This is a genomic window from Enterococcus sp. DIV2453a (assembly GCF_050533535.1).
GTDB classification, from domain to species: Bacteria; Bacillota; Bacilli; order Lactobacillales; family Enterococcaceae; genus Enterococcus; species Enterococcus faecalis.
In genome coordinates this window covers 1,484,782-1,504,840 of the sequence record NZ_CP172899.1, presented here as the reverse complement: position 1 = coordinate 1,504,840, position 20,059 = coordinate 1,484,782, and the positions used below count along the sequence as shown (strand labels likewise).

The 20,059-nt window shown below is 39.3% G+C and carries 16 protein-coding genes; 13 read left to right on the top strand and 3 right to left on the bottom strand.

Going from position 1 to position 20,059, the window contains the following annotated elements:
- The first annotated feature begins 2 nt into the window (after window positions 1–2).
- From IGK03_RS07445 to IGK03_RS07410, 8 genes are all read left to right on the top strand, one after another.
- Window positions 3–1,082, top strand: a complete 1,080-nt coding sequence (locus tag IGK03_RS07445; RefSeq protein WP_002360175.1) for a carbamoyl phosphate synthase small subunit — start codon at window positions 3–5, stop codon at window positions 1,080–1,082.
- A complete protein-coding gene (gene carB / locus IGK03_RS07440) occupies window positions 1,082–4,264 on the top strand; it encodes a carbamoyl-phosphate synthase large subunit (protein ID WP_202334840.1) in 3,183 nt (1,060 codons plus the stop codon). Before IGK03_RS07445 ends, carB begins: the two co-directional genes overlap by 1 nt.
- A gap of 107 nt (window positions 4,265–4,371) precedes the next feature.
- The gene (locus IGK03_RS07435; RefSeq protein ID WP_002365731.1) at window positions 4,372–5,163 is read left to right on the top strand and encodes a dihydroorotate dehydrogenase electron transfer subunit; all 792 of its coding nucleotides are present in this window, start codon (window positions 4,372–4,374) and stop codon (window positions 5,161–5,163) included.
- Window positions 5,160–6,098: a dihydroorotate dehydrogenase gene (locus IGK03_RS07430; protein WP_002379493.1), complete on the top strand. Its 939-nt coding sequence runs from the start codon at window positions 5,160–5,162 to the stop codon at window positions 6,096–6,098. Before IGK03_RS07435 ends, IGK03_RS07430 begins: the two co-directional genes overlap by 4 nt.
- The gene (gene pyrF / locus IGK03_RS07425; RefSeq protein ID WP_002357417.1) at window positions 6,088–6,801 is read left to right on the top strand and encodes an orotidine-5'-phosphate decarboxylase; all 714 of its coding nucleotides are present in this window, start codon (window positions 6,088–6,090) and stop codon (window positions 6,799–6,801) included. The genes IGK03_RS07430 and pyrF overlap by 11 nt, the downstream gene beginning before the upstream one ends.
- A 1-nt stretch (window position 6,802) precedes the next feature.
- Window positions 6,803–7,435 (top strand): orotate phosphoribosyltransferase, encoded by a 633-nt coding sequence (gene pyrE, locus IGK03_RS07420; RefSeq protein WP_002357418.1) that lies wholly within the window; start codon window positions 6,803–6,805, stop codon window positions 7,433–7,435.
- Window positions 7,436–7,617: 182 nt separating this feature from the next.
- Window positions 7,618–8,331 (top strand): carbonic anhydrase, encoded by a 714-nt coding sequence (locus IGK03_RS07415; RefSeq protein ID WP_002382382.1) that lies wholly within the window; start codon window positions 7,618–7,620, stop codon window positions 8,329–8,331.
- 18 nt (window positions 8,332–8,349) lie between these two features.
- Entirely contained in the window at window positions 8,350–9,279 is a 930-nt protein-coding gene (locus IGK03_RS07410; protein WP_002361904.1) for a LysR family transcriptional regulator, read from the top strand.
- A 48-nt stretch (window positions 9,280–9,327) separates the two neighbouring features.
- Here the strand turns inward: IGK03_RS07410 and IGK03_RS07405 are convergent, their stop codons facing one another.
- A complete protein-coding gene (locus IGK03_RS07405) occupies window positions 9,328–10,374 on the bottom strand; it encodes a GntR family transcriptional regulator (protein WP_016618346.1) in 1,047 nt (348 codons plus the stop codon).
- A gap of 156 nt (window positions 10,375–10,530) precedes the next feature.
- Between IGK03_RS07405 and IGK03_RS07400 the strand changes: the two genes are divergently transcribed.
- The 4 genes from IGK03_RS07400 (at window position 10,531) to IGK03_RS07385 (ending at window position 16,863) form a co-directional block, all read left to right on the top strand.
- On the top strand, window positions 10,531–11,820 hold the full coding sequence (locus tag IGK03_RS07400; RefSeq protein WP_002357422.1) for a glycoside hydrolase family 125 protein: 1,290 nt from the start codon (window positions 10,531–10,533) through the stop codon (window positions 11,818–11,820).
- An 11-nt stretch (window positions 11,821–11,831) separates the two neighbouring features.
- Window positions 11,832–14,522, top strand: coding sequence for an alpha-mannosidase (locus IGK03_RS07395; protein WP_202334839.1), 2,691 nt, complete (start codon window positions 11,832–11,834; stop codon window positions 14,520–14,522).
- A 161-nt stretch (window positions 14,523–14,683) separates the two neighbouring features.
- Window positions 14,684–15,862: a pyridoxal phosphate-dependent aminotransferase gene (locus IGK03_RS07390; protein ID WP_002365726.1), complete on the top strand. Its 1,179-nt coding sequence runs from the start codon at window positions 14,684–14,686 to the stop codon at window positions 15,860–15,862.
- A gap of 110 nt (window positions 15,863–15,972) precedes the next feature.
- Complete coding sequence (locus IGK03_RS07385) at window positions 15,973–16,863, top strand: phosphate ABC transporter substrate-binding protein PstS family protein (RefSeq protein WP_002374731.1); 891 nt, start codon at window positions 15,973–15,975, stop codon at window positions 16,861–16,863.
- 41 nt (window positions 16,864–16,904) lie between these two features.
- Here the strand turns inward: IGK03_RS07385 and pnpS are convergent, their stop codons facing one another.
- Window positions 16,905–18,680, bottom strand: a complete 1,776-nt coding sequence (gene pnpS, locus IGK03_RS07380; RefSeq protein ID WP_010713362.1) for a two-component system histidine kinase PnpS — start codon at window positions 18,678–18,680, stop codon at window positions 16,905–16,907.
- On the bottom strand, window positions 18,677–19,387 hold the full coding sequence (locus IGK03_RS07375) for a response regulator transcription factor (RefSeq protein WP_202334838.1): 711 nt from the start codon (window positions 19,385–19,387) through the stop codon (window positions 18,677–18,679). Before IGK03_RS07375 ends, pnpS begins: the two co-directional genes overlap by 4 nt.
- Before the next feature lie 162 nt (window positions 19,388–19,549).
- Between IGK03_RS07375 and IGK03_RS07370 the strand changes: the two genes are divergently transcribed.
- On the top strand, window positions 19,550–20,014 hold the full coding sequence (locus tag IGK03_RS07370) for a DUF523 domain-containing protein (RefSeq protein WP_002357428.1): 465 nt from the start codon (window positions 19,550–19,552) through the stop codon (window positions 20,012–20,014).
- The last annotated feature ends 45 nt before the right edge of the window (window positions 20,015–20,059 follow it).

Genomic DNA, 20,059 nt, shown 5'->3' with positions numbered 1-20,059 from the left:
GTTTGAAAAGGTTATTGATTTTAGAAGACGGAACAGTATTTGAAGGGAAAGCGTTTGGTGCAGAAGGCAATGTAGTAGGAGAAGTTGTTTTTACTACTGGCATGACAGGTTACCAAGAAGCAATTACTGACCAAAGTTTTAATGGACAAATGATTACTTTTACGTATCCATTAGTTGGAAATTACGGGGTCAACCGAGATGATTATGAATCCATTGCACCAACCTGTAAAGGTGTCATTGTTAAAGAGCATGCGCGGGTTGCTTCAAATTGGCGTCAACAAATGACCTTGGATGAATTTTTAAAGCGCAAAGGGATTCCGGGAATTTCAGGAATTGATACGCGTGCGCTGACTCGTAAGTTACGATCAGCTGGAACAATGAAAGGGAGCATCATTGATGCCGTGGATGATTTGCCGCATGCGTTTGATCAATTAAAAGCGACAGTCATGCCGAAAAATCAAGTGGCACAAGTCTCCACCACTAAGCCTTATCCGAGTCCAGGTATTGGGCGTAATGTGGTCGTCGTTGATTTTGGGTTGAAACATAGTATTTTGCGAGAATTATCAAAACGGCAATGCAACTTAACCGTGTTGCCTTATAATACAACGGCCGAAGAGATTTTAGAATTAAGTCCCGATGGTGTCATGTTGACAAATGGGCCTGGAGATCCCAAAGATGTGCCTGAAGCTATTGAAATGATTCAAGCAATCCAAGGAAAAGTTCCAATTTTCGGCATCTGCTTAGGTCATCAGTTATTTTCATTAGCAAATGGTGCGGATACGTATAAGATGAAGTTTGGACATCGCGGTTTGAATCATCCTGTACGAGAAATTGCAACAGGACGCATTGATTTCACTTCACAAAACCACGGATATGCCGTAGATGAAGCAACAATTGATCCAGAAAAATTACTTGTGACCCACGTGGAAGTCAATGATGGAACGGTTGAAGGCGTGCGTCATCGAGATTATCCAGCTTTTACTGTGCAATATCACCCAGATGCGGCTCCAGGACCGCACGATGGTCTTCATTTATTTGACGAATTTATGGAATTAATGGATGCATGGAAGGAGCAAAACTAATGCCAAAACGAACGGACATCAAGAAAATCATGGTGATTGGTTCAGGACCAATCATTATTGGACAAGCAGCAGAATTTGACTATGCAGGCACACAAGCCTGTTTAGCGCTAAAAGAAGAAGGGTATGAAGTTGTCTTAGTAAACTCAAATCCAGCGACTATCATGACCGATAAGGAAATCGCGGATCATGTTTATATCGAACCGATTACTTTAGAATTTGTTTCAAGAATTTTGCGAAAAGAACGTCCTGATGCTCTTCTACCAACATTAGGTGGTCAAACTGGATTAAATATGGCGATGGAATTATCGGAATCAGGAATTTTAGATGAGCTAAATGTAGAATTGCTAGGAACAAAGCTCAGTGCGATTGACCAAGCGGAAGACCGTGATTTATTTAAACAATTGATGGAAGAATTAGAACAACCGATTCCAGAAAGTGAAATTGTCAATACGGTGGAACAAGCCGTGGCTTTTGCCAAACGAATTGGCTATCCAATTATCGTTCGTCCCGCATTTACTTTAGGTGGAACAGGCGGCGGCATGTGCGATACGGAAGAAGAACTCCGCCAAATTGCTGAAAATGGTCTGAAATTATCACCAGTTACACAATGTTTAATTGAAAAAAGTATTGCTGGTTTTAAAGAAATTGAATATGAAGTGATGCGTGATTCGGCTGATAATGCGATTGTGGTTTGTAACATGGAAAACTTTGATCCTGTCGGCATTCACACTGGGGATTCGATTGTTTTTGCTCCGAGTCAAACCCTATCAGATTATGAATACCAAATGTTGCGAGATGCGTCTTTGAAAATTATTCGTGCATTAAAAATTGAAGGTGGCTGTAATGTTCAATTAGCTTTGGACCCGCATAGCTTTAATTATTATGTGATTGAAGTGAATCCTCGTGTTTCTCGCTCATCTGCACTTGCTAGTAAAGCCACAGGGTATCCCATTGCGAAGTTAGCTGCAAAAATTGCTGTTGGTTTAACATTAGATGAAATGAAAAATCCAGTTACTGGAACCACTTATGCCGAATTTGAACCCGCTTTGGACTATGTTGTTTCCAAAATTCCTCGTTGGCCTTTTGACAAATTTGAAAAAGGTGCTCGAGAACTAGGAACACAAATGAAAGCAACCGGGGAAGTCATGGCAATTGGCCGCAATATTGAAGAATCCTTATTAAAAGCAGTTCGTTCTTTAGAAATTGGTGCTTATCACAACGAGTTAGCAGAACTAAGTCATGTCAGTGATTTAGAATTAACGAAGAAAATGGTCTATGCGCAAGATGATCGATTGTTCTACTTATCAGAAGCCATTCGTAGAGGATATAGCATCGAAGAATTACAAAGTTTAACGAAAATTGATTTATTCTTCTTGGATAAACTTTTACACATTATCGAAATTGAAACGACCCTTGAAAGTCACGTGGACAACGTAGCTGTCTTGAAAGAAGCCAAACAAAATGGTTTTTCTGATCGGAAAATCGCAGCACTTTGGGGACAAACAGAACAAGCCATCGCTGACTTCCGCAGAGCCAATCAAATTGTGCCCGTCTATAAAATGGTGGATACGTGTGCTGCAGAGTTTGAATCACACACGCCTTATTTTTATAGCACGTATGAAGTGGAAAACGAAAGCAATGTTTCGAAAAAGCCTTCTGTACTAGTATTAGGTTCTGGTCCCATTCGCATTGGTCAAGGGGTCGAGTTTGATTATGCAACGGTTCATTCTGTCAAAGCGATCCAAGCGGCTGGTTATGAAGCAATTATTATGAATAGTAATCCTGAAACAGTTTCAACAGATTTCTCTGTTTCTGATAAATTATACTTTGAGCCATTAACTTTAGAAGACGTCATGAATGTGATTGATTTAGAAAATCCGATTGGCGTGATCGTCCAATTTGGTGGACAAACAGCGATTAATTTAGCTGAGCCGCTCACAAAACAAGGCGTTAAAATTCTTGGAACAACGATTGAAGATTTAGATCGTGCGGAAAATCGTGATTTATTTGAACAAGCTTTGCAAGAGTTAGCGATTCCTCAACCACCAGGAGATACGGCCACAAGTGCAGAAGAAGCAGTCGTGATTGCTGATCGTATCGGCTATCCCGTTTTAGTGCGTCCAAGTTATGTTTTAGGTGGTCGTGCAATGGAAATTGTCGAAAATCAAAAGGATTTGGAAGATTATATGCGACATGCAGTCAAAGCTTCTCCAGAACATCCTGTCTTGGTTGATAGCTATTTATTGGGACAAGAATGTGAAGTTGATGCCATTTGTGATGGTGAAACAGTACTAATTCCAGGGATTATGGAACATATTGAACGAGCTGGCGTTCATTCTGGTGATTCAATGGCGGTTTATCCACCGCAGTATCTTTCTCAAGAAATTCAAGCAACGATTGCCGATTATACAAAAAAACTGGCACTTGGTTTAAACTGTGTAGGTATGATGAATATTCAATTTGTTATTCATGAAAATCGTGTTTATGTGATTGAAGTGAATCCTCGTGCGAGTCGAACAGTTCCTTTCTTAAGTAAAATCACAGGGATTCCGATGGCCCAAGTTGCTACAAAAGCGATTCTTGGTGAGAAACTGACTGACCTAGGATATCAAGATGGATTATATCCTGAAAGTAAACAAGTTCATGTGAAAGCCCCTGTGTTCTCCTTTACGAAACTACAAAAAGTAGATACGTACTTAGGGCCTGAAATGAAATCAACTGGGGAAGTTATGGGTAGTGATTATTATTTAGAAAAAGCCTTGTATAAAGCCTTTGAAGCATCTGGCTTGCATTTGCCAAGTTATGGGGCTGTACTTTTCACCATTGCTGATGAAACAAAAGAAGAGGCTTTAGAAATTGCTAAGCGTTTTTCAGCAATTGGCTATAGTTTAGTCGCAACGGAAGGAACCGCTGACTTTTTAGCGAAGCATCAGTTGCCTGTTAAGAAAGTGACGAAAATTTCTAATCCTGAAGGGGAAACCGTGCTGGATGTCATTCGTAATGGGAATGCACAAGTGGTAATCAATACCATGGATAAAAATCGTTCCAGTGCCAACCAAGATGGTTTTTCAATCCGTCGGGAAGCAGTCGAACATGGGATTCCATTGTTTACCTCACTTGACACAGCGAATGCGATTTTAAAAGTTTTAGAATCAAGAGCCTTTACGACAGAAGCCATTTAAGCAAAAATCTGGAACAATCGTCTGAGGAGGACTGTTCCAGATTCTTTTACGAAGAAATAGAAAATCATTTATAGGGGAATCAGAGAATAAAGGAGTGAAGGATACTGATGCAGAGAAAGCAAGAAATGATGACCATTGTAGCTCAAAAACAGTTAGCGCCACGGATTTATCAGTTAGACTTACAAGGCGAGTTAGTGAAAGAGATGACACGACCTGGACAGTTTGTGCATATCAAGGTTCCGCGTGCAGATTTACTTTTGCGGCGACCGATTAGCATCAACCAAATTGATCATTCGAATGAAACCTGTCGTTTGATTTATCGAGTCGAAGGCGCTGGAACGGAAGTGTTTGCCACCATGAAGGCTGGTGAACAATTAGATATTTTAGGTCCTTTAGGAAACGGCTTTGATATAACTACCGTAGCAGCTGGTCAAACTGCTTTTATCGTTGGCGGAGGAATCGGGATTCCCCCATTGTATGAATTATCAAAACAACTCAATGAAAAAGGCGTGAAAGTGATTCATTTTCTTGGTTATGCATCAAAAGAGGTTGCTTATTACCAACAAGAATTTATGGCATTAGGAGAAACACATTTTGCCACAGATGACGGCTCGTTTGGCGCTCATGGCAACGTGGGCCGTTTATTGTCAGAAGCGTTAGCAAAAGGACGGATCCCTGATGCAGTGTATGCTTGCGGTGCGAATGGTATGTTAAAAGCAATTGATTCTTTATTTCCAACACATCCACACGTTTACCTTTCTTTAGAAGAACGGATGGCCTGTGGAATTGGGGCTTGCTATGCCTGCGTTTGCCATAAAAAAGGAGACACTACTGGAGCAAAAAGTGTCAAGGTCTGTGATGAAGGTCCGATTTTTAAAGCAAGTGAGGTTATCTTATGATGAAAAATCCTTTAGCTGTTTCAATTCCAGGTTTAACATTAAAAAATCCAATTATTCCCGCCAGTGGTTGCTTTGGGTTCGGGGAAGAATATGCTAACTATTATGACCTTGATCAATTAGGTTCAATTATGATTAAGGCAACAACGCCCCAAGCACGATATGGAAATCCCACACCACGTGTAGCTGAAACACCTAGTGGTATGCTAAATGCCATTGGATTGCAGAATCCAGGCTTAGACGTGGTTATGCAAGAAAAATTACCGAAATTAGAAAAATACCCTAACTTACCGATTATCGCAAATGTTGCAGGTGCTTGCGAAGAGGACTATGTGGCTGTTTGCGCAAAAATTGGGCAAGCGCCTAACGTCAAAGCAATTGAACTGAATATTTCCTGTCCTAATGTGAAACATGGCGGCATAGCTTTTGGTACAGATCCAGAGGTTGCTTTTCAATTAACACAAGCAGTCAAAAAAGTCGCCTCTGTTCCGATTTATGTTAAACTATCACCAAACGTAACGGACATTGTGCCAATCGCCCAAGCAATTGAAGCAGGGGGTGCAGACGGTTTTTCTATGATTAATACATTGCTAGGGATGCGCATTGATTTAAAAACGAGAAAACCTATTTTAGCCAATCAAACTGGTGGACTATCTGGCCCAGCCATTAAACCTGTTGCCATTCGCTTAATCCGACAAGTAGCCAGTGTTTCTCAGTTGCCAATTATTGGAATGGGTGGTGTTCAAACAGTGGATGATGTCTTGGAAATGTTCATGGCAGGTGCTAGCGCTGTCGGGGTTGGTACGGCCAACTTTACAGATCCATACATTTGTCCGAAGTTGATTGACGGATTACCTAAGCGAATGGAAGAGTTAGGTATTGAATCGTTGGAACAATTAATTAAAGAAGTGAGAGAGGGGCAGCAAAATGCACGATAGACCAATTATTGCGTTAGATTTTCCCACGCAAAAAGAAGTGGCTGTTTTTTTAGAAAAATTTCCTAAGGAAGAAGCCTTGTTTGTTAAAGTGGGGATGGAACTTTTTTACGCAGAAGGACCAGCGATTGTTCGCTGGCTTAAAGAACAAGGGCACGATGTTTTCTTGGATTTAAAATTACATGATATTCCGAATACTGTGGAAAAAGCGATGACAAATTTAGCAAAATTAGGCGTTGCCATTACCAATGTCCATGCAGCAGGGGGCGTTCGAATGATGCAAGCAGCTAAGGAAGGTCTAATCAAAGGGACTCAGCCAGGCGCTAAGGTTCCTGAGTTAATTGCTGTAACCCAGTTGACTTCTACTAGTGAAGAAGAGATGCACCATGATCAATTAATCAACGTTCCTTTAGAGACAAGTGTCATTCATTATGCTAAATGTGCGGAAAAAGCGGGTCTGGATGGCGTGGTTTGTTCAGCATTAGAAGCACGTGGTATTCAAGAAGCAACCAAGCAGACGTTTATTTGTTTAACACCTGGTATTCGTCCAGCAGGAAGTGCAGTAGGTGACCAACAACGGGTCGTTACGCCGCAACATGCTCGCGAAATCGGGTCCACATATATCGTTGTTGGCCGACCTATTACCCAAGCAGAAAATCCTTATGAAGCCTATCAAGAAATCAAAAAAGACTGGAGCGGAAAGTAACATGACAAAAGTAGCAAAAAAGATTGCCAAAGATTTATTAGATATTGAAGCGGTATTTTTAAACCCTAATGAGCCTTTTACTTGGGCTAGTGGCATAAAAAGCCCGATTTATTGTGATAACCGTATCACGATGAGTTATCCTGCTGTGCGTAAAGAAATTGCAGAAGGCTTAGCGGCAAAAATTAAAGAGACTTTCCCAGAAGTCGAAGTGATTGCTGGGACAGCTACCGCAGGGATTCCACATGCGGCATGGGTAGCCGATATTTTAGGATTACCAATGGTTTATATCCGCAGTAAAGCCAAAGATCACGGCAAAGGGAATCAAATTGAAGGCCGAATTTCTGAAGGACAAAAAATGGTAGTTATCGAGGATTTAATTTCAACAGGCGGTAGCGTGTTAGAAGCGGCAGAAGCGGCGGAACGTGAAGGAGCAACGGTTTTAGGCGTTGCGGCAATCTTCACTTATGAGTTACCCAAAGGAACGGCAAATTTTGCAGATAAACAGATGACGTTACTAACGTTAACCAATTATTCAACTTTAATTGATGCTGCATTAGAAGCAAACTATATCGAAGAAAAAGATGTTACCTTATTACAAGAATGGAAAAAAGATCCTGAAAACTGGGGCAAATAACCGTTGCACTAAAGATGGTTCTTGTCGTCTGATTTTTAGTGTCATTTTCGGTAACCAGATTTAACGGTAGGAGAACTTAGGTCATTTGCCGAGGAGCGTAATGATCTAAGTTCTTTTGTTTGACGTAGAAAAGATGTTAGGATAGAGTTTTAACATGAGTTTTACCTGATTACTATGTGGAAATGAAGGAAGAGTGTATGAAAAAAATAAAAAATATGGACGTTGAATGGAGCTATACAGGCAACGATGGACCAGAACATTGGCATACGCTATGTGACTGGTTTGCAGAAGGTGCTAAGTTTGCTTATCAATCGCCAATTGCTTTAGAAAAAGAAAGTGCTGAGACAGTAAATTCTCAGATTACGTTTCATTATAAAAAAGAAGAATTCACTGAAAAGGAATTCAAAAATACGTTTCATTTTGTACCACCAAATACGGAAAGTTACGTAATGTTTGAAAATGTTGCGTATCATTTAACCGATATCCATTTTCATATGCCTAGCGAACATTTGCTGTCGGGAAAGCAGTATCCGCTAGAATTCCATTTGGTTCATATGAATGATGCTGGCGAAAATTTAGTTGTCGGTTGCCTGTTTACCATCACTGAGGAAGAAAATCGTTTTTCAGAAGCGAATCATCCGATGGACTGGGAAAACGGCACGCACCAACAATGGTTTAATCCGTCAATCTTTTTACCAGAGGAGCGTCTACACTACCATTATGTAGGCTCGTTAACAACACCGCCAACTAAGGGTCCAGTGAAATGGTTTGTATTTGATACCATTCAAAAAATGGATCAAGCCTTTTTAAATAAGATCAAGGAAGGTATGTTGGCCTTTAACAATCGGCCCCTTCAGCCGTTGAATGGGCGTAAGATTTATTTTTCAAATGATTAGTGTGTGGAGGAAAAAGTGTTGAATATTCAACAAATGAAGTATGTTGCTGCCATAGCTAACAATGGGAGTTTTCGGGAAGCAGCCAAAAAACTATTTATTACACAACCTAGCTTGTCAAATAGTATTCGGGAATTAGAAGAAGAACTAGGGATTTCCCTCTTTTTACGTACCAATAAGGGCGCTTTTTTAACAGAAGAAGGAATGGTTTTTTTAGAACAAGCAGAGAAAGTCTTAGTTCAAATGGAGTTATTGGAAAATCGCTATCGCGAGACAGTGACCAGCGAACGATTCTCCATCTCTTCGCAACATTACGATTTTTTAGGTGAGGTAATTGCCAAAGTTCTTAAAAAGTATGGGGATCAATATAAAGATTTTCGTGTCTTTGAAACCACGACCTTAAAAGTAATTGAAGACGTCAAAGGATTTCACAGTGAGTTGGGGATTATTTATTTAAATGAACAAAATAGTGTCAGTATTGAACGGTATTTAGAACAAGCTAATCTAGCCTACGAGGTAATTAGTACTTTTAATACACACATTTTTTTAGGAAATCATCATCCTTTAGCCAAGCAAAAAGAAATTCATTTAGAGGAATTAGTTCCCTATCCACAAGTCCGCTTTAATCAAGAAGGAAGCAATTTTTCCTATTTTTCTGAAGATTTAGTTGAAATTCCTGAACAGGAATCGGTCATTCATACTACAGATCGTGGAACCTTGATGAATTTGTTGGTAGAAACCAATGCTTATGCTTCTGGTTCAGGAGTCGTAACGGGTTTTACGAAGAAAGAAATTCGGTTAGTGCCATTGGCGCCAGCTTTGGAAAATCGTATTTGTTTACTCTTTCCCAAAAATCGGGAAATCAGTCCGATTGGTCGCTACTTTATCAAAGAACTAAAAGCGTTGTTTAAAAAAGAGGTAGATACCAAAACATTTAGCACTAAGGAATAAAAAGAAGGAACTATCAGTGATTTGACTGATAGTTCCTTCTTTTTTGGCTCATTTTGAAACAGTAGAAATGGTTTCTCTTTCAATTAATGTGACAGGCACTTGAATGTCTTCTATGATTTGAAGATCTTGTTGCATCGTTTGTAATAACACTTCGCCAGCTAGTTTTCCCATTTCTTTAAAGTCTTGCGCCATGGTTGTTAATGGCGGTTCGACAAATGCTGCTGCTTGAATATCGTCAAAACCAATAATCGATAATTCTTTTGGCACATGAATACCTATGTTTTTACAGTTTCGTAAACAATGTAACGCGCTGAAGTCATTATCGCAGACCACGGCTGTGAGTTGGTGCGCCTCAAAATACTGTTTAAAGTTGTGTTCATCTAAGAGATTGGTTTCCGTGATTGCTGTATGAAACGCCAGATTGGCTTCTTTTAAAGCTTGGAGATAACCTAAATAACGTTGCCGAACGGATTGTAGGGCCGGACTTCCTGAAAGGATATATCCAATTTTTGTATGTCCTAAGCCAATTAAGCGTTCGGTTGCTGTTTTACCACCAGCAAAGTTGTCTGATTGAATGGTTGCAAAAGGCAAATCATGGATCTTTTTATCCAAGACAACGACTGGAAAATTCATCAAAGCCAACTCGAACAGTAAGTCGAGGTAGTCATTACTAGTAGCAGCATAATAGACAAGCCCGGCAAACTCATTCACAATGTCCGCAGCATTTTTCTCTCTCAAAAAATTAGGCGAGGTCATAAAGACTTCTAAACCAGCTGCTTGAATAGTAGGGGCCAAACCGCTATAGAAATTTCCTACTGATAAATCGTCTGCAAATGGCAATAAAAAAAGAACTTTATTTAAAGAGGTATGAAGAGGATGCTTTGGTGCTTGAACAAAACTTCCTTTTCCTTGGTGACGTTGGATTACGCCTTGCGTTTCCAACTCAGTTAGCGCTCGTTTGGACGTAATTCTACTGACGTTAAACTGAGCCGATAATTCTTTTTCGGTAGGCACTTGCGCTCCAACAGGCAATCGCCCTGAATCAATTTCATTTTGTAAATAATCAATAATTTGTTGATATAATGGTTGCTTCATTCATTTCACCTCACAATAAGATATATCTTATTTATAGTTTACCATAAATTAATTGGTTTTAAAATGAAAAAAATGATCGAAATCACTAGACAAAGTGAAATGTAAACGCTATAATTCAATTGTGAAATGATATATCAAATTTAAGAGGTGACGAGAATGGTTTATACAGAAGTTCCAAAATCCGTAGCAACATTTATGGAGACAATTACAGAAAAATGCGGTGAAGCACATCAAGATTGGGCAAAAAACTTTCAGGCGGCCTTTGCCAATACTTTACTAACAACAGTGAAACGTCAAGAAGATGGTACTACCTTTTTATTAACAGGCGATATTCCAGCAATGTGGTTGAGAGACTCAACAGCACAAGTTCGTCCCTATTTAGTGATTGCGAAAGAAGACGAAGACCTTGCTCAAATGATTGCTGGTTTGGTTAAACGCCAGTTTCGTTATATTTGCATTGATCCTTATGCCAATGCGTTTAATGAAACAGATAATCATGCAGGCCATCAAACTGATAAGACCGAAATGAATGGCTGGATTTGGGAACGGAAATATGAAATTGATTCATTATGTTACCCGGTCCAATTAGCCTATTTACTTTATAAAAATACTGGGATGACCGAACAATTTAATTCAGATTTTGTGGAAGGCGTCAAAAAAATTCTCAACGTTTTCACAACAGAACAAGATCACGCACAGTCACCTTATTTATTTGAACGAGATACGTGGCGTCAAGAAGATACGTTGGTTGAAGCAGGGAAAGGAACGCCAGTTGGCAAAACAGGGATGACATGGTCAGGCTTCCGTCCTAGTGATGATGCCTGCCAATATGGTTACTTAGTTCCTTCTAATATGTTTGCAGTCGTAATTTTAGGCTATATTCAAGAAATTTTCTCGGATGTTTTAGAAGATGCTACGATTGTGGCGATTGCTAAAAAATTACAAGAAGAGATTGAAGAAGGCATTCAAACATTTGGACGAACAAAAAATCAAAATAACGAAACGATTTATGCGTATGAAGTGGATGGCTTAGGCAATGCAAGCGTGATGGATGACAGTAATGTTCCCAATTTAGTAGCAGCCCCTTATCTGGGTTATTGTTCAACAGAGGATGAACAATATTTAACAACGCGTCAAACCTTATTAAGTAAAGAAAATCCTTACTTCTATGAAGGCAAATACGCAAAAGGGATTGGTAGCTCGCATACACCAGAAAATTACGTGTGGCCGATTGCTTTAGCAATGGAAGGAATGACAACCAAAGATAAAGCAGAAAAAGAACGAATTTTAGATTTATTGGTTGCCACAGATGCGGGGACTCATTTGATGCATGAAGGTTTTGATGTAGATAATCCTGAAAATTATACAAGAGAATGGTTTTCATGGGCTAATATGATGTTTTGTGAATTAGTTATGGATTATTTTGACATCCGAGTGGAAAAATAGGAGGAAAAGTGATGACAAAGAAAAAAGTCTATATTGTTTCCCATAGTCATTGGGATCGTGAATGGTATCTTCCTTATGAAGAACATCATATGCGCTTAATTGAATTAGTGGATAATGTATTAGATTTAATTGAAAATGATCCAGAGTTTAACAGTTTCCATTTAGATGGACAAACGATTATCTTAGACGACTATTTACAAGTTCGCCCAGAGAAAAAAGAAGCCGTGAAAAAAGCTGTCCAAGCAGGCAAACTAAAAATCGGACCATTTTATATTTTACAAGATGACTTTTTAATTAGCTCTGAATCCAATGTTCGAAACATGCTGATTGGGCATTTAGAAAGTCAAAAATGGGGAGCACCAGTTCAATTAGGTTACTTCCCAGATACATTTGGTAACATGGGTCAAACACCTCAAATGATGCAATTAGCAAATCTGCCTGCGGCTGCCTTTGGACGCGGGGTGAAACCGATTGGCTTTGATAATCAAGTCTTAGAAAGCGACTATAGCTCACAATATTCTGAAATGTGGTGGGAAGGTCCGGACCAAACCAAAATTTTCGGCTTGCTTTTTGCAAACTGGTATAGTAACGGGAACGAAATTCCTTCAGAAAAAGAAGCGGCAATCGCTTTTTGGAAACAAAAATTGGCTGATGTGGAACGTTACGCTTCCACAAACCATTTATTGATGATGAATGGGGTCGACCACCAACCGGTACAAAGAGATATTACTAAGGCCATCGCTTTAGCCAATGAACTATTCCCAGAATATGAATTTATTCATTCCAATTTCGATGACTATTTGAAAGCTGTTCAAGAGGAGTTACCAGAAGATTTAGGAACAGTAACAGGTGAATTAACGAGTCAAGAAACGGATGGCTGGTACACATTAGCCAATACTTCTTCTGCTCGCGTCTATTTAAAACAGTGGAACACAAAAGTCCAACGCCAATTAGAAAATATCTCAGAACCTTTAGCAGCGATGGCTTACGAAGTAACTGGCGACTACCCACATGACCAATTTGATTATGCTTGGAAAACATTGCTTCAAAACCATCCGCACGATAGTATTTGTGGCTGTTCTGTCGACGAGGTTCACCGAGGCATGATGACTCGCTTTGAAAATGCCAATGATGTCGGGCATTTCTTAGCAGATGAAGCAACACGACAATTAACAGAAGCAATTGATACAAGTGTTTTCCCAGAAAAAGCGCACCCGTTTGTTTTATTTAATACTAGTGGCTATCAGAAAACGGAGGTTGTCACTGTGGAAGTGGAGATTGAACGATTGCCATTTTATACAGGAAAACCTGAAGATCTTTATCATGAATTAAAACAAAAAGCCACCCCAGATTATCAAGTGATTGATCCAACAGGACAAGCCGTTGCAAGCCGTATTGTCAAAGAAGATGTTCGTTTTGGTTACGATTTACCTAAAGATGCTTTCCGCCAACCGTACATGGCTAAATACTTAACGGTCGAATTATCTGTCAAAGAAATGGCGCCATTCTCTTGGGATAGCTTTGCATTGATTCAAGGAGAAACGAAAGCTTTTGAAGGAAGTCTTTTGGCTCAACCAGCAACAAATGAAATGGAAAACGAATTTATTCAAGTGAAAATTGAAAACAATGGTAGCTTAACCATTGCTGACAAAAAAACAGGAGAAACATTTTCAAAATTGTTAACATTTGAAGATACTGGCGACATTGGGAATGAATATATCTTTTTCAAACCGATCGAAGACCAAGGAATTACAACCGAAAATGTAACTGCTGAAATTACGAATAAAGAAAATTCCCCTGTAAAAGCAAGTTATCAAATTAAACAAACCGTCATGTTACCAGTTTCAGCAGATGAACGATTAGAAGAAGAACAAAAGGCTGTTCGTGAGTTTAGAGAACGCCAAGCACAACGTTCAACGACGCTTCGCCCGTTCGAAATAACGACAGTGGTTACAATGATCAAAGAAAGTAACCAATTATTTTTTGAAACAACCATTAACAATCAAATCAAAGATCATCGTTTACGCGTGCTTTTCCCAACTGGCATGGTCACAGAAACACATGAAGCGGATAGTATTTATGAAGTCGTGACACGACCAAATCAAGTAAGCGACACATGGGAAAATCCAACAAACCCGCAGCACCAACAAGCGTTTGTGAATGTTCATGACCAAAACAAAGGCGTGACTATCTTCAATGAAGGCTTAAATGAGTATGAAGTCTTAGCAGATGGAACCATTGCGGTCACATTAATTCGTTGTGTTGGCGAACTAGGTGATTGGGGCTATTTTGCGACACCAGAAGCACAATGCCAAGGAGAATATACCTTTAAATATGGTTTGTCATTGCATGGAAAACCAGAAGAACGCTTTGCTACGTATCAACAAGCCTATAGTGCACAAATTCCTTTTACTGCAGCTACTACTGCGCGTCATGAAGGTAAACTAGCACCGAACCATGTTTATTTGACAACGGCAGAAGGACCAATTGGTTGGACAGCCGTTAAACGTCAAGAGCAAACGAATCATTTAGTCGTTCGTGGCTTTAATCTAACAGCGCAAAATATTCCTTGTGAACTTCACAAAGAGACACAACCAGCGACTTGTTTAACAAATGTATTAGAAGAACCGTTGACACCGGCGATAGAAGTTGATGCACCATTACGTCCGTTTGAAATTCGGACATGGCGTTTCGAAAAATAAATAAATAGGAGAACTTTGTTGAAAAGGACAAAGTTCTCCTATTTTCTTCTCTGTCGTTTTTTTGAGATATTTATAATAAAAATCTAGCGAAACAATGAGAAAATCATTCATTTTACGGTCAATTTGTGCTACTATAACGTCAACTGAAGGAGTGAAGCTAAATGGATTTAACCAATCGTTTTAATCGTCAAGTAAATAAAATTGCTGTTTCTTTAATTCGTCAATTTGACGAACAAGTCTCAGGAATTGAAGGTATTTTAAAATTAACGCTAGGAGAGCCGGATTTTAACACACCTGAGCATGTCAAAAAAGCAGCCAAAGAAGCAATTGATGCGAATTTTTCTCATTATACAGGGATGTCTGGTTTGTTAGATGTCCGTGAAGCAGCCGCTTATTTTATGAAAGAAAAGTACCATTTGACTTACCAGCCTGCGACAGAAATTTTAGTAACAGTTGGAGCAACAGAAGCGATTTCAGCTTCGTTATTAGCAATTTTAGAACAAGGTGACAAAGTGCTATTGCCAGCACCTATTTACCCAGGGTATGAACCAATTATTACATTGGCGGGGGCGGAGCCGGTATATTTGGACACACGAGACAACGATTTTGTCTTGACCCCTGAAATGATTGAAGCGGCAATGGCCGAGCATGGGGAACAAGTCAAAGCAATTATTTTAAATTATCCTAGCAACCCAACTGGTGTCACCTATAATCGCCAAGAGTTGCAAGCAATTGCTGATGTTCTAAAAAAATACGACATTTTTGTGATCAGCGATGAAATTTATAGTGAGTTAACTTATGATGAGAGTCATGTTTCGATTGCTGAAATGTTACGTGACCAAACGATTTTAATTAACGGTTTGTCGAAATCACATGCCATGACAGGCTGGCGGATTGGCTTTATTTTTGCACCAGCGATTTTAACAGCGGAGATCATTAAAGTTCATCAGTATTTAGTTACTGCGGCTGCAACAGTGTCTCAAAAAGCGGCTGTTCGTGCCTTAATCGAAGGAATGCATGATGCTGAAATTATGAAAGAAGAGTATCGGAAACGGCGCGATTTTGTTTATGAACAGATGACTCAATTGGGGTTTGAGGTTGCACGTCCAAATGGCGCCTTTTATATTTTTGCTAAGATTCCTACTGGTTATGAACAAGATTCTATGAAATTTTGTATTGATTTAGCGCAAAAAGAAGCAGTAGCGTTGATTCCAGGTATTTCTTTTGGTCCAGAAGCAGAAGGATACGTCCGAATTAGTTATGCGTCCGATATGGATAAATTAACAACGGCCATGGAACGAATTGCACATTACATGGCGACACAACGTGTAACGCACTAGCCTTTATAGATTCTTTACACACCTTTACCTTTTATTTACATTTAATTGAAACAGAATTAACAGAGTCTTGGTAGACTAAACTTGTAACTAATTGAAAAGGAAGTGCAAAGATGAAAAAACGTGTAATTGCAGCAACTATGCTGAGTCTAGGGTTATTATTAACTGGGTGCGGAGCTCAAGGAGGCACAACTGAAAAATCCAGCGAAGCGGATAGTAACAAACCAGTTAAAATTGTCGCTGTTGGTTCCACCGCTTTACAACCGTTAGTAGATGCTGCGAAAGATCAATTTACACAAGAACATCCTAATTATACAGTTTCTGTCCAAGGTGGCGGCAGCGGAACAGGACTTTCGCAAGTTGCAGATGGCGCAGTGACCATTGGAAATTCCGATGTGTTTGCCGAAGAGAAAGATGGCGTGGATGCCTCTAAATTAGTCGATCATCGGGTGGCCGTGGTCGGTATGGGACCAGTGGTCAACAAAGAAGTCGGCGTGAAGAATTTAACGAAGCAACAATTGATTGATGTCTTTACTGGCAAAGTCAAAAACTGGAAAGAAGTGGGCGGCAAAGATCAAGAAATCGTCGTAATAAACCGCGCAAACGGAAGTGGCACCCGAGCAACATTTGAAAAATGGGGCTTAGATGGAGCTAAACCAGTTCAATCACAAGAACAAGATTCTTCGGGAACAGTTCGTAAAATTGTTGAACAAACACCAGGAGCAATCAGCTATTTAGCTTTTTCTTATATGGATGATTCCACCGTTGCCTTAAGCATTGATGGTGTTGAACCAAAAGAAGAACACGTGAAAGACAATTCATGGAAAATCTGGTCTTATGAACATATGTATACAAAAGGGGAGCCTAATAAAGATGTAAAAGCCTTCTTAGACTATATGGTCACCGATGATGTTCAAAAAACAATTGTCAAAGACTTAGGTTATTTAGCCATCACAGATATGCAAGTAGAACGTGATGTAAATGGAAAAGTAACTGAAAAATAAACAAAAAAACTCAGCCAATAAACAGGATTGGCTGAGTTTTTTTAGGCTTCTTTTTTTGTTAAAGGCAAGGTGATTGTAAAAGTGGTCCCTAAGCCTAGGTGACTATCAATGGCGATTTTACCGCCTAATAATTCTGTGTAATTTTGGACAATAGCTAGACCTAGACCGGTGCCACCAGAATGACGGCTACGTGCTTTATCGACACGATAGAACCGTTCAAAGATCCGTTCTTGGTCTTTTTGACTAATGCCAATGCCAGTATCTTGAACAGATAAACGTAATTGCTGATTTTCTATAGCATAAGAAATAGTAATCTGACCATTTTCTTGGGAATACTGAATGGCATTTTCAATTAGATTCTTCACGATTGGATAAAACAATTCGTATTTGGTGAAAAACTGGCTCTCTGGCAGACCATGAACGACTGTTTTCAGCTGTTTTGCTACCAATTGTTGCTGATAAGAGCCGAGAATTTCTGTAATAAATTTTTCTAAAGTAATTTCTTGTTCTGCATAAGGAATTGTTGCGCTGCCCCGAGAAAGTTCTAAAATTTCTTGAATTAATTGTTGCAGACGCTGGGCATCTTTTTGCATGATGTGCAAAAATTGATCAAGGACTTCCGGATCTTCTTTGGCACCGTCTATGAGTGTCTCGGTAAAGCCCAAAAGAGAAGTGACAGGCGTTTTTAATTCATGAGACACGTTTGATACAAAATCTTTTTGCATTTTTTCTAGTTGGCGAACGCGCGTTAAATCATAGGCAATTCCTAACACTTGATAATCATTGGCGCTTTGATCATCCAAGTAACGAAGAGAAAGATCTAAGCGTAAAGGTGTGGGTCCTTGTGTCACAGTGATTTCTTGATGTAAACTGTTTTTTTCAGCAACGACTTGATGGATTAAATGAATCAAATCGGCGTCTTGAATCACTTCAAGATAATTGCTTTGCATATTTTTAGCAGAGAGTCCTAACATTTCCTGCATTTTAGGGTTCAACAGACGAAGCCGTCCTTGCGTATCAATGATAAAGACACCAATCATCAACTCATCTAAAAGTTCGTGAAATTGTTCATCCGCAGACGTATACGCTTTATACGTTTGACTTACTTGTTGACTCAGTAAGTTAATAGTTTCGTAAAGTTCATTCCATTCAGAAGATTGCTGGATAATGGATCGATTTTCATCTGGATGTTTAAGCATTCGTTTAAGAATCGGTAAGACAGTCACTAGCGGTTGATTTTTTTGCCGTAACAATAAAAAGATAAACAAGGTAATTAGTAGGAACAAGATGCCAAATGTAAAGATAATATAGCGACGAAAAGATTGGATATTTTTAGAAAATAGCGCGGTTTGTTCCGAAATCCGAATAATGCCAACGATTTCTCCTGATTTTAAAACAGGCGTGGCAACGTACAGAAGTTCTTTATTTAACGTTTTACTCTTTCGTAAAGCTGAACCATAGGCAGCTCCTGATAGAACCGCAGCGATTTCAGGTCGTTTTTTGTGCGACTCTAGCGGTTCATTTTGGCTGCTGTCAAAAAAGACGGTACCATTTTTTTGCAACAAAGTTACCCGTTCTTCTGCATCATCTAACGCATGGGTGACAAGGAGTTGTTGTTGGTTTGTCAGTTGCCCTTTTTCGAAAACGGAAGGGGGCAACTGGTCTGTTAAAAGGGTATTTTTTCTTCTTAAATAGGTTTCTTGCTGAGCAACCATTTCTTTTTGAAAGAAAAAATTGGTCGCTGCAATACTCCCGACAAATAATAAAAGCATGACTGCCGCAACTAAAAAATATTCAATCCGCAGTCTCTTTTTCATCGTTTTGGCTCCTGAAAACGGTAGCCAAAGCCACGGACAGTTACTAAGTAAACGGGCCGTTTAGGATCGGGCTCGATTTTATCACGTAAATGACTAATGTGGACATCGACGATGCGACTTTGTCCAGCGAAGTCATATTGCCAAATTCGTTCCAACAAGGTTTCCCGATTAATGACCCGATCTTTGCGTTTCATAAAGTAAACGAGTAATTCAAATTCTTTCGGTGTTAGTTCAATGGGCTGATTGCGCACAAAAACTTCATAATTTTGTTCATCCACACGAATCTCGCCAATCACAAGCGGAGTTTTAGGTGTGTCCTCTTGAAGCGGTTCGGTCGTGGTAGGTTTTAAACGACGAAAAATAGCTTTCATGCGTGCTAGGACTTCTCTGGGACTAAAAGGTTTTGTTAAATAATCATCTGCCCCAATTTCCAAGCCAATGATTTTATCTACTTGTTCATCTTTGGCAGTTAAAATCAAAATAGGCGTGTCAATTTTTTCTCGACGAAGTGCTTTGGTAATTTCTAAGCCATCCATACCAGGAAGCATTACATCTAAAATTATAAAATCATATTGATTAGACAAAGCTAATTCGAAGCCGTTTTTACCATCTTCGGAAGTAGTCACCTGATAGCCTTCTTTTTCCAAATTAAAGGTTAACAAAGTTAAAATCGATGGTTCATCATCGACGACAAGAACTTTTTTCATTTACATAACTCCTTCAAGAAATTTCTGAAAATAAGTGTATATTTCACTATTGTTAGTTTAACATATTTTTAGAGGAAGAACGTACTTTAAAGTAAGCGAGAATGCTACTTTTGAGAAAAGTCAACTCATGGTATAATAGAGAAATGAAATGAGGAGAAGCGAATGATTGGTATTAGTAGTTGCTTAGGTGGGATTTGTTGCCGTTACGATGGAAAATCTCAAGAACAAGAAGCGTTAAAACAACTTGTAACTAATGGAAAAGCAATAATGATTTGTCCCGAAGTTTTAGGAGAGTTGCCCATTCCACGTCCGCCAGCAGAAATCATTGGCGGGGACGGCTTTGATGTTTGGGCGAATACTGCTTATGTATATACGGATAATGGGGAAGATGTCACTGAGGCGTTTAAAGCAGGGGCACAGCGCGCGTATCAAAAATTAAAAACTCAACAAATTACAACCTTGATCTTGAAAGAAAAAAGTCCCAGCTGTGGCAGCCAGCTGATTTATGATGGACAATTTTCTGGCATTAAAAAAGCTGGAGTTGGAGTCGCAACTGCTTATTTTATTCAACAAGGAATGACCGTTTATTCTGAAGAAACATGGCAACTTGCGGACATTTCTTTTTAAAAGGTAAAAACTTAGTAAAAAAAGATTGACTATTCCCTATGAAAT

Bases quoted from the DNA above. Each gene is read 5' to 3' on its own strand.
- IGK03_RS07390 (WP_002365726.1), top strand. From the start codon at position 14,684: ATGGATTTAACCAATCGTTTTAATCGTCAAGTAAATAAAATTGCTGTT.
- IGK03_RS07405 (WP_016618346.1), bottom strand. From the start codon at position 10,374: ATGAAGCAACCATTATATCAACAAATTATTGATTATTTACAAAATGAA.
- IGK03_RS07400 (WP_002357422.1), top strand. From the start codon at position 10,531: ATGGTTTATACAGAAGTTCCAAAATCCGTAGCAACATTTATGGAGACA.
- carB (WP_202334840.1), top strand. From the start codon at position 1,082: ATGCCAAAACGAACGGACATCAAGAAAATCATGGTGATTGGTTCAGGA.
- IGK03_RS07435 (WP_002365731.1), top strand. From the start codon at position 4,372: ATGCAGAGAAAGCAAGAAATGATGACCATTGTAGCTCAAAAACAGTTA.
- IGK03_RS07375 (WP_202334838.1), bottom strand. From the start codon at position 19,387: ATGAAAAAAGTTCTTGTCGTCGATGATGAACCATCGATTTTAACTTTG.
- IGK03_RS07370 (WP_002357428.1), top strand. From the start codon at position 19,550: ATGATTGGTATTAGTAGTTGCTTAGGTGGGATTTGTTGCCGTTACGAT.
- pnpS (WP_010713362.1), bottom strand. From the start codon at position 18,680: ATGAAAAAGAGACTGCGGATTGAATATTTTTTAGTTGCGGCAGTCATG.
- pyrE (WP_002357418.1), top strand. From the start codon at position 6,803: ATGACAAAAGTAGCAAAAAAGATTGCCAAAGATTTATTAGATATTGAA.
- IGK03_RS07395 (WP_202334839.1), top strand. From the start codon at position 11,832: ATGACAAAGAAAAAAGTCTATATTGTTTCCCATAGTCATTGGGATCGT.
- IGK03_RS07430 (WP_002379493.1), top strand. From the start codon at position 5,160: ATGATGAAAAATCCTTTAGCTGTTTCAATTCCAGGTTTAACATTAAAA.
- IGK03_RS07385 (WP_002374731.1), top strand. From the start codon at position 15,973: ATGAAAAAACGTGTAATTGCAGCAACTATGCTGAGTCTAGGGTTATTA.
- IGK03_RS07415 (WP_002382382.1), top strand. From the start codon at position 7,618: ATGAAGGAAGAGTGTATGAAAAAAATAAAAAATATGGACGTTGAATGG.
- pyrF (WP_002357417.1), top strand. From the start codon at position 6,088: ATGCACGATAGACCAATTATTGCGTTAGATTTTCCCACGCAAAAAGAA.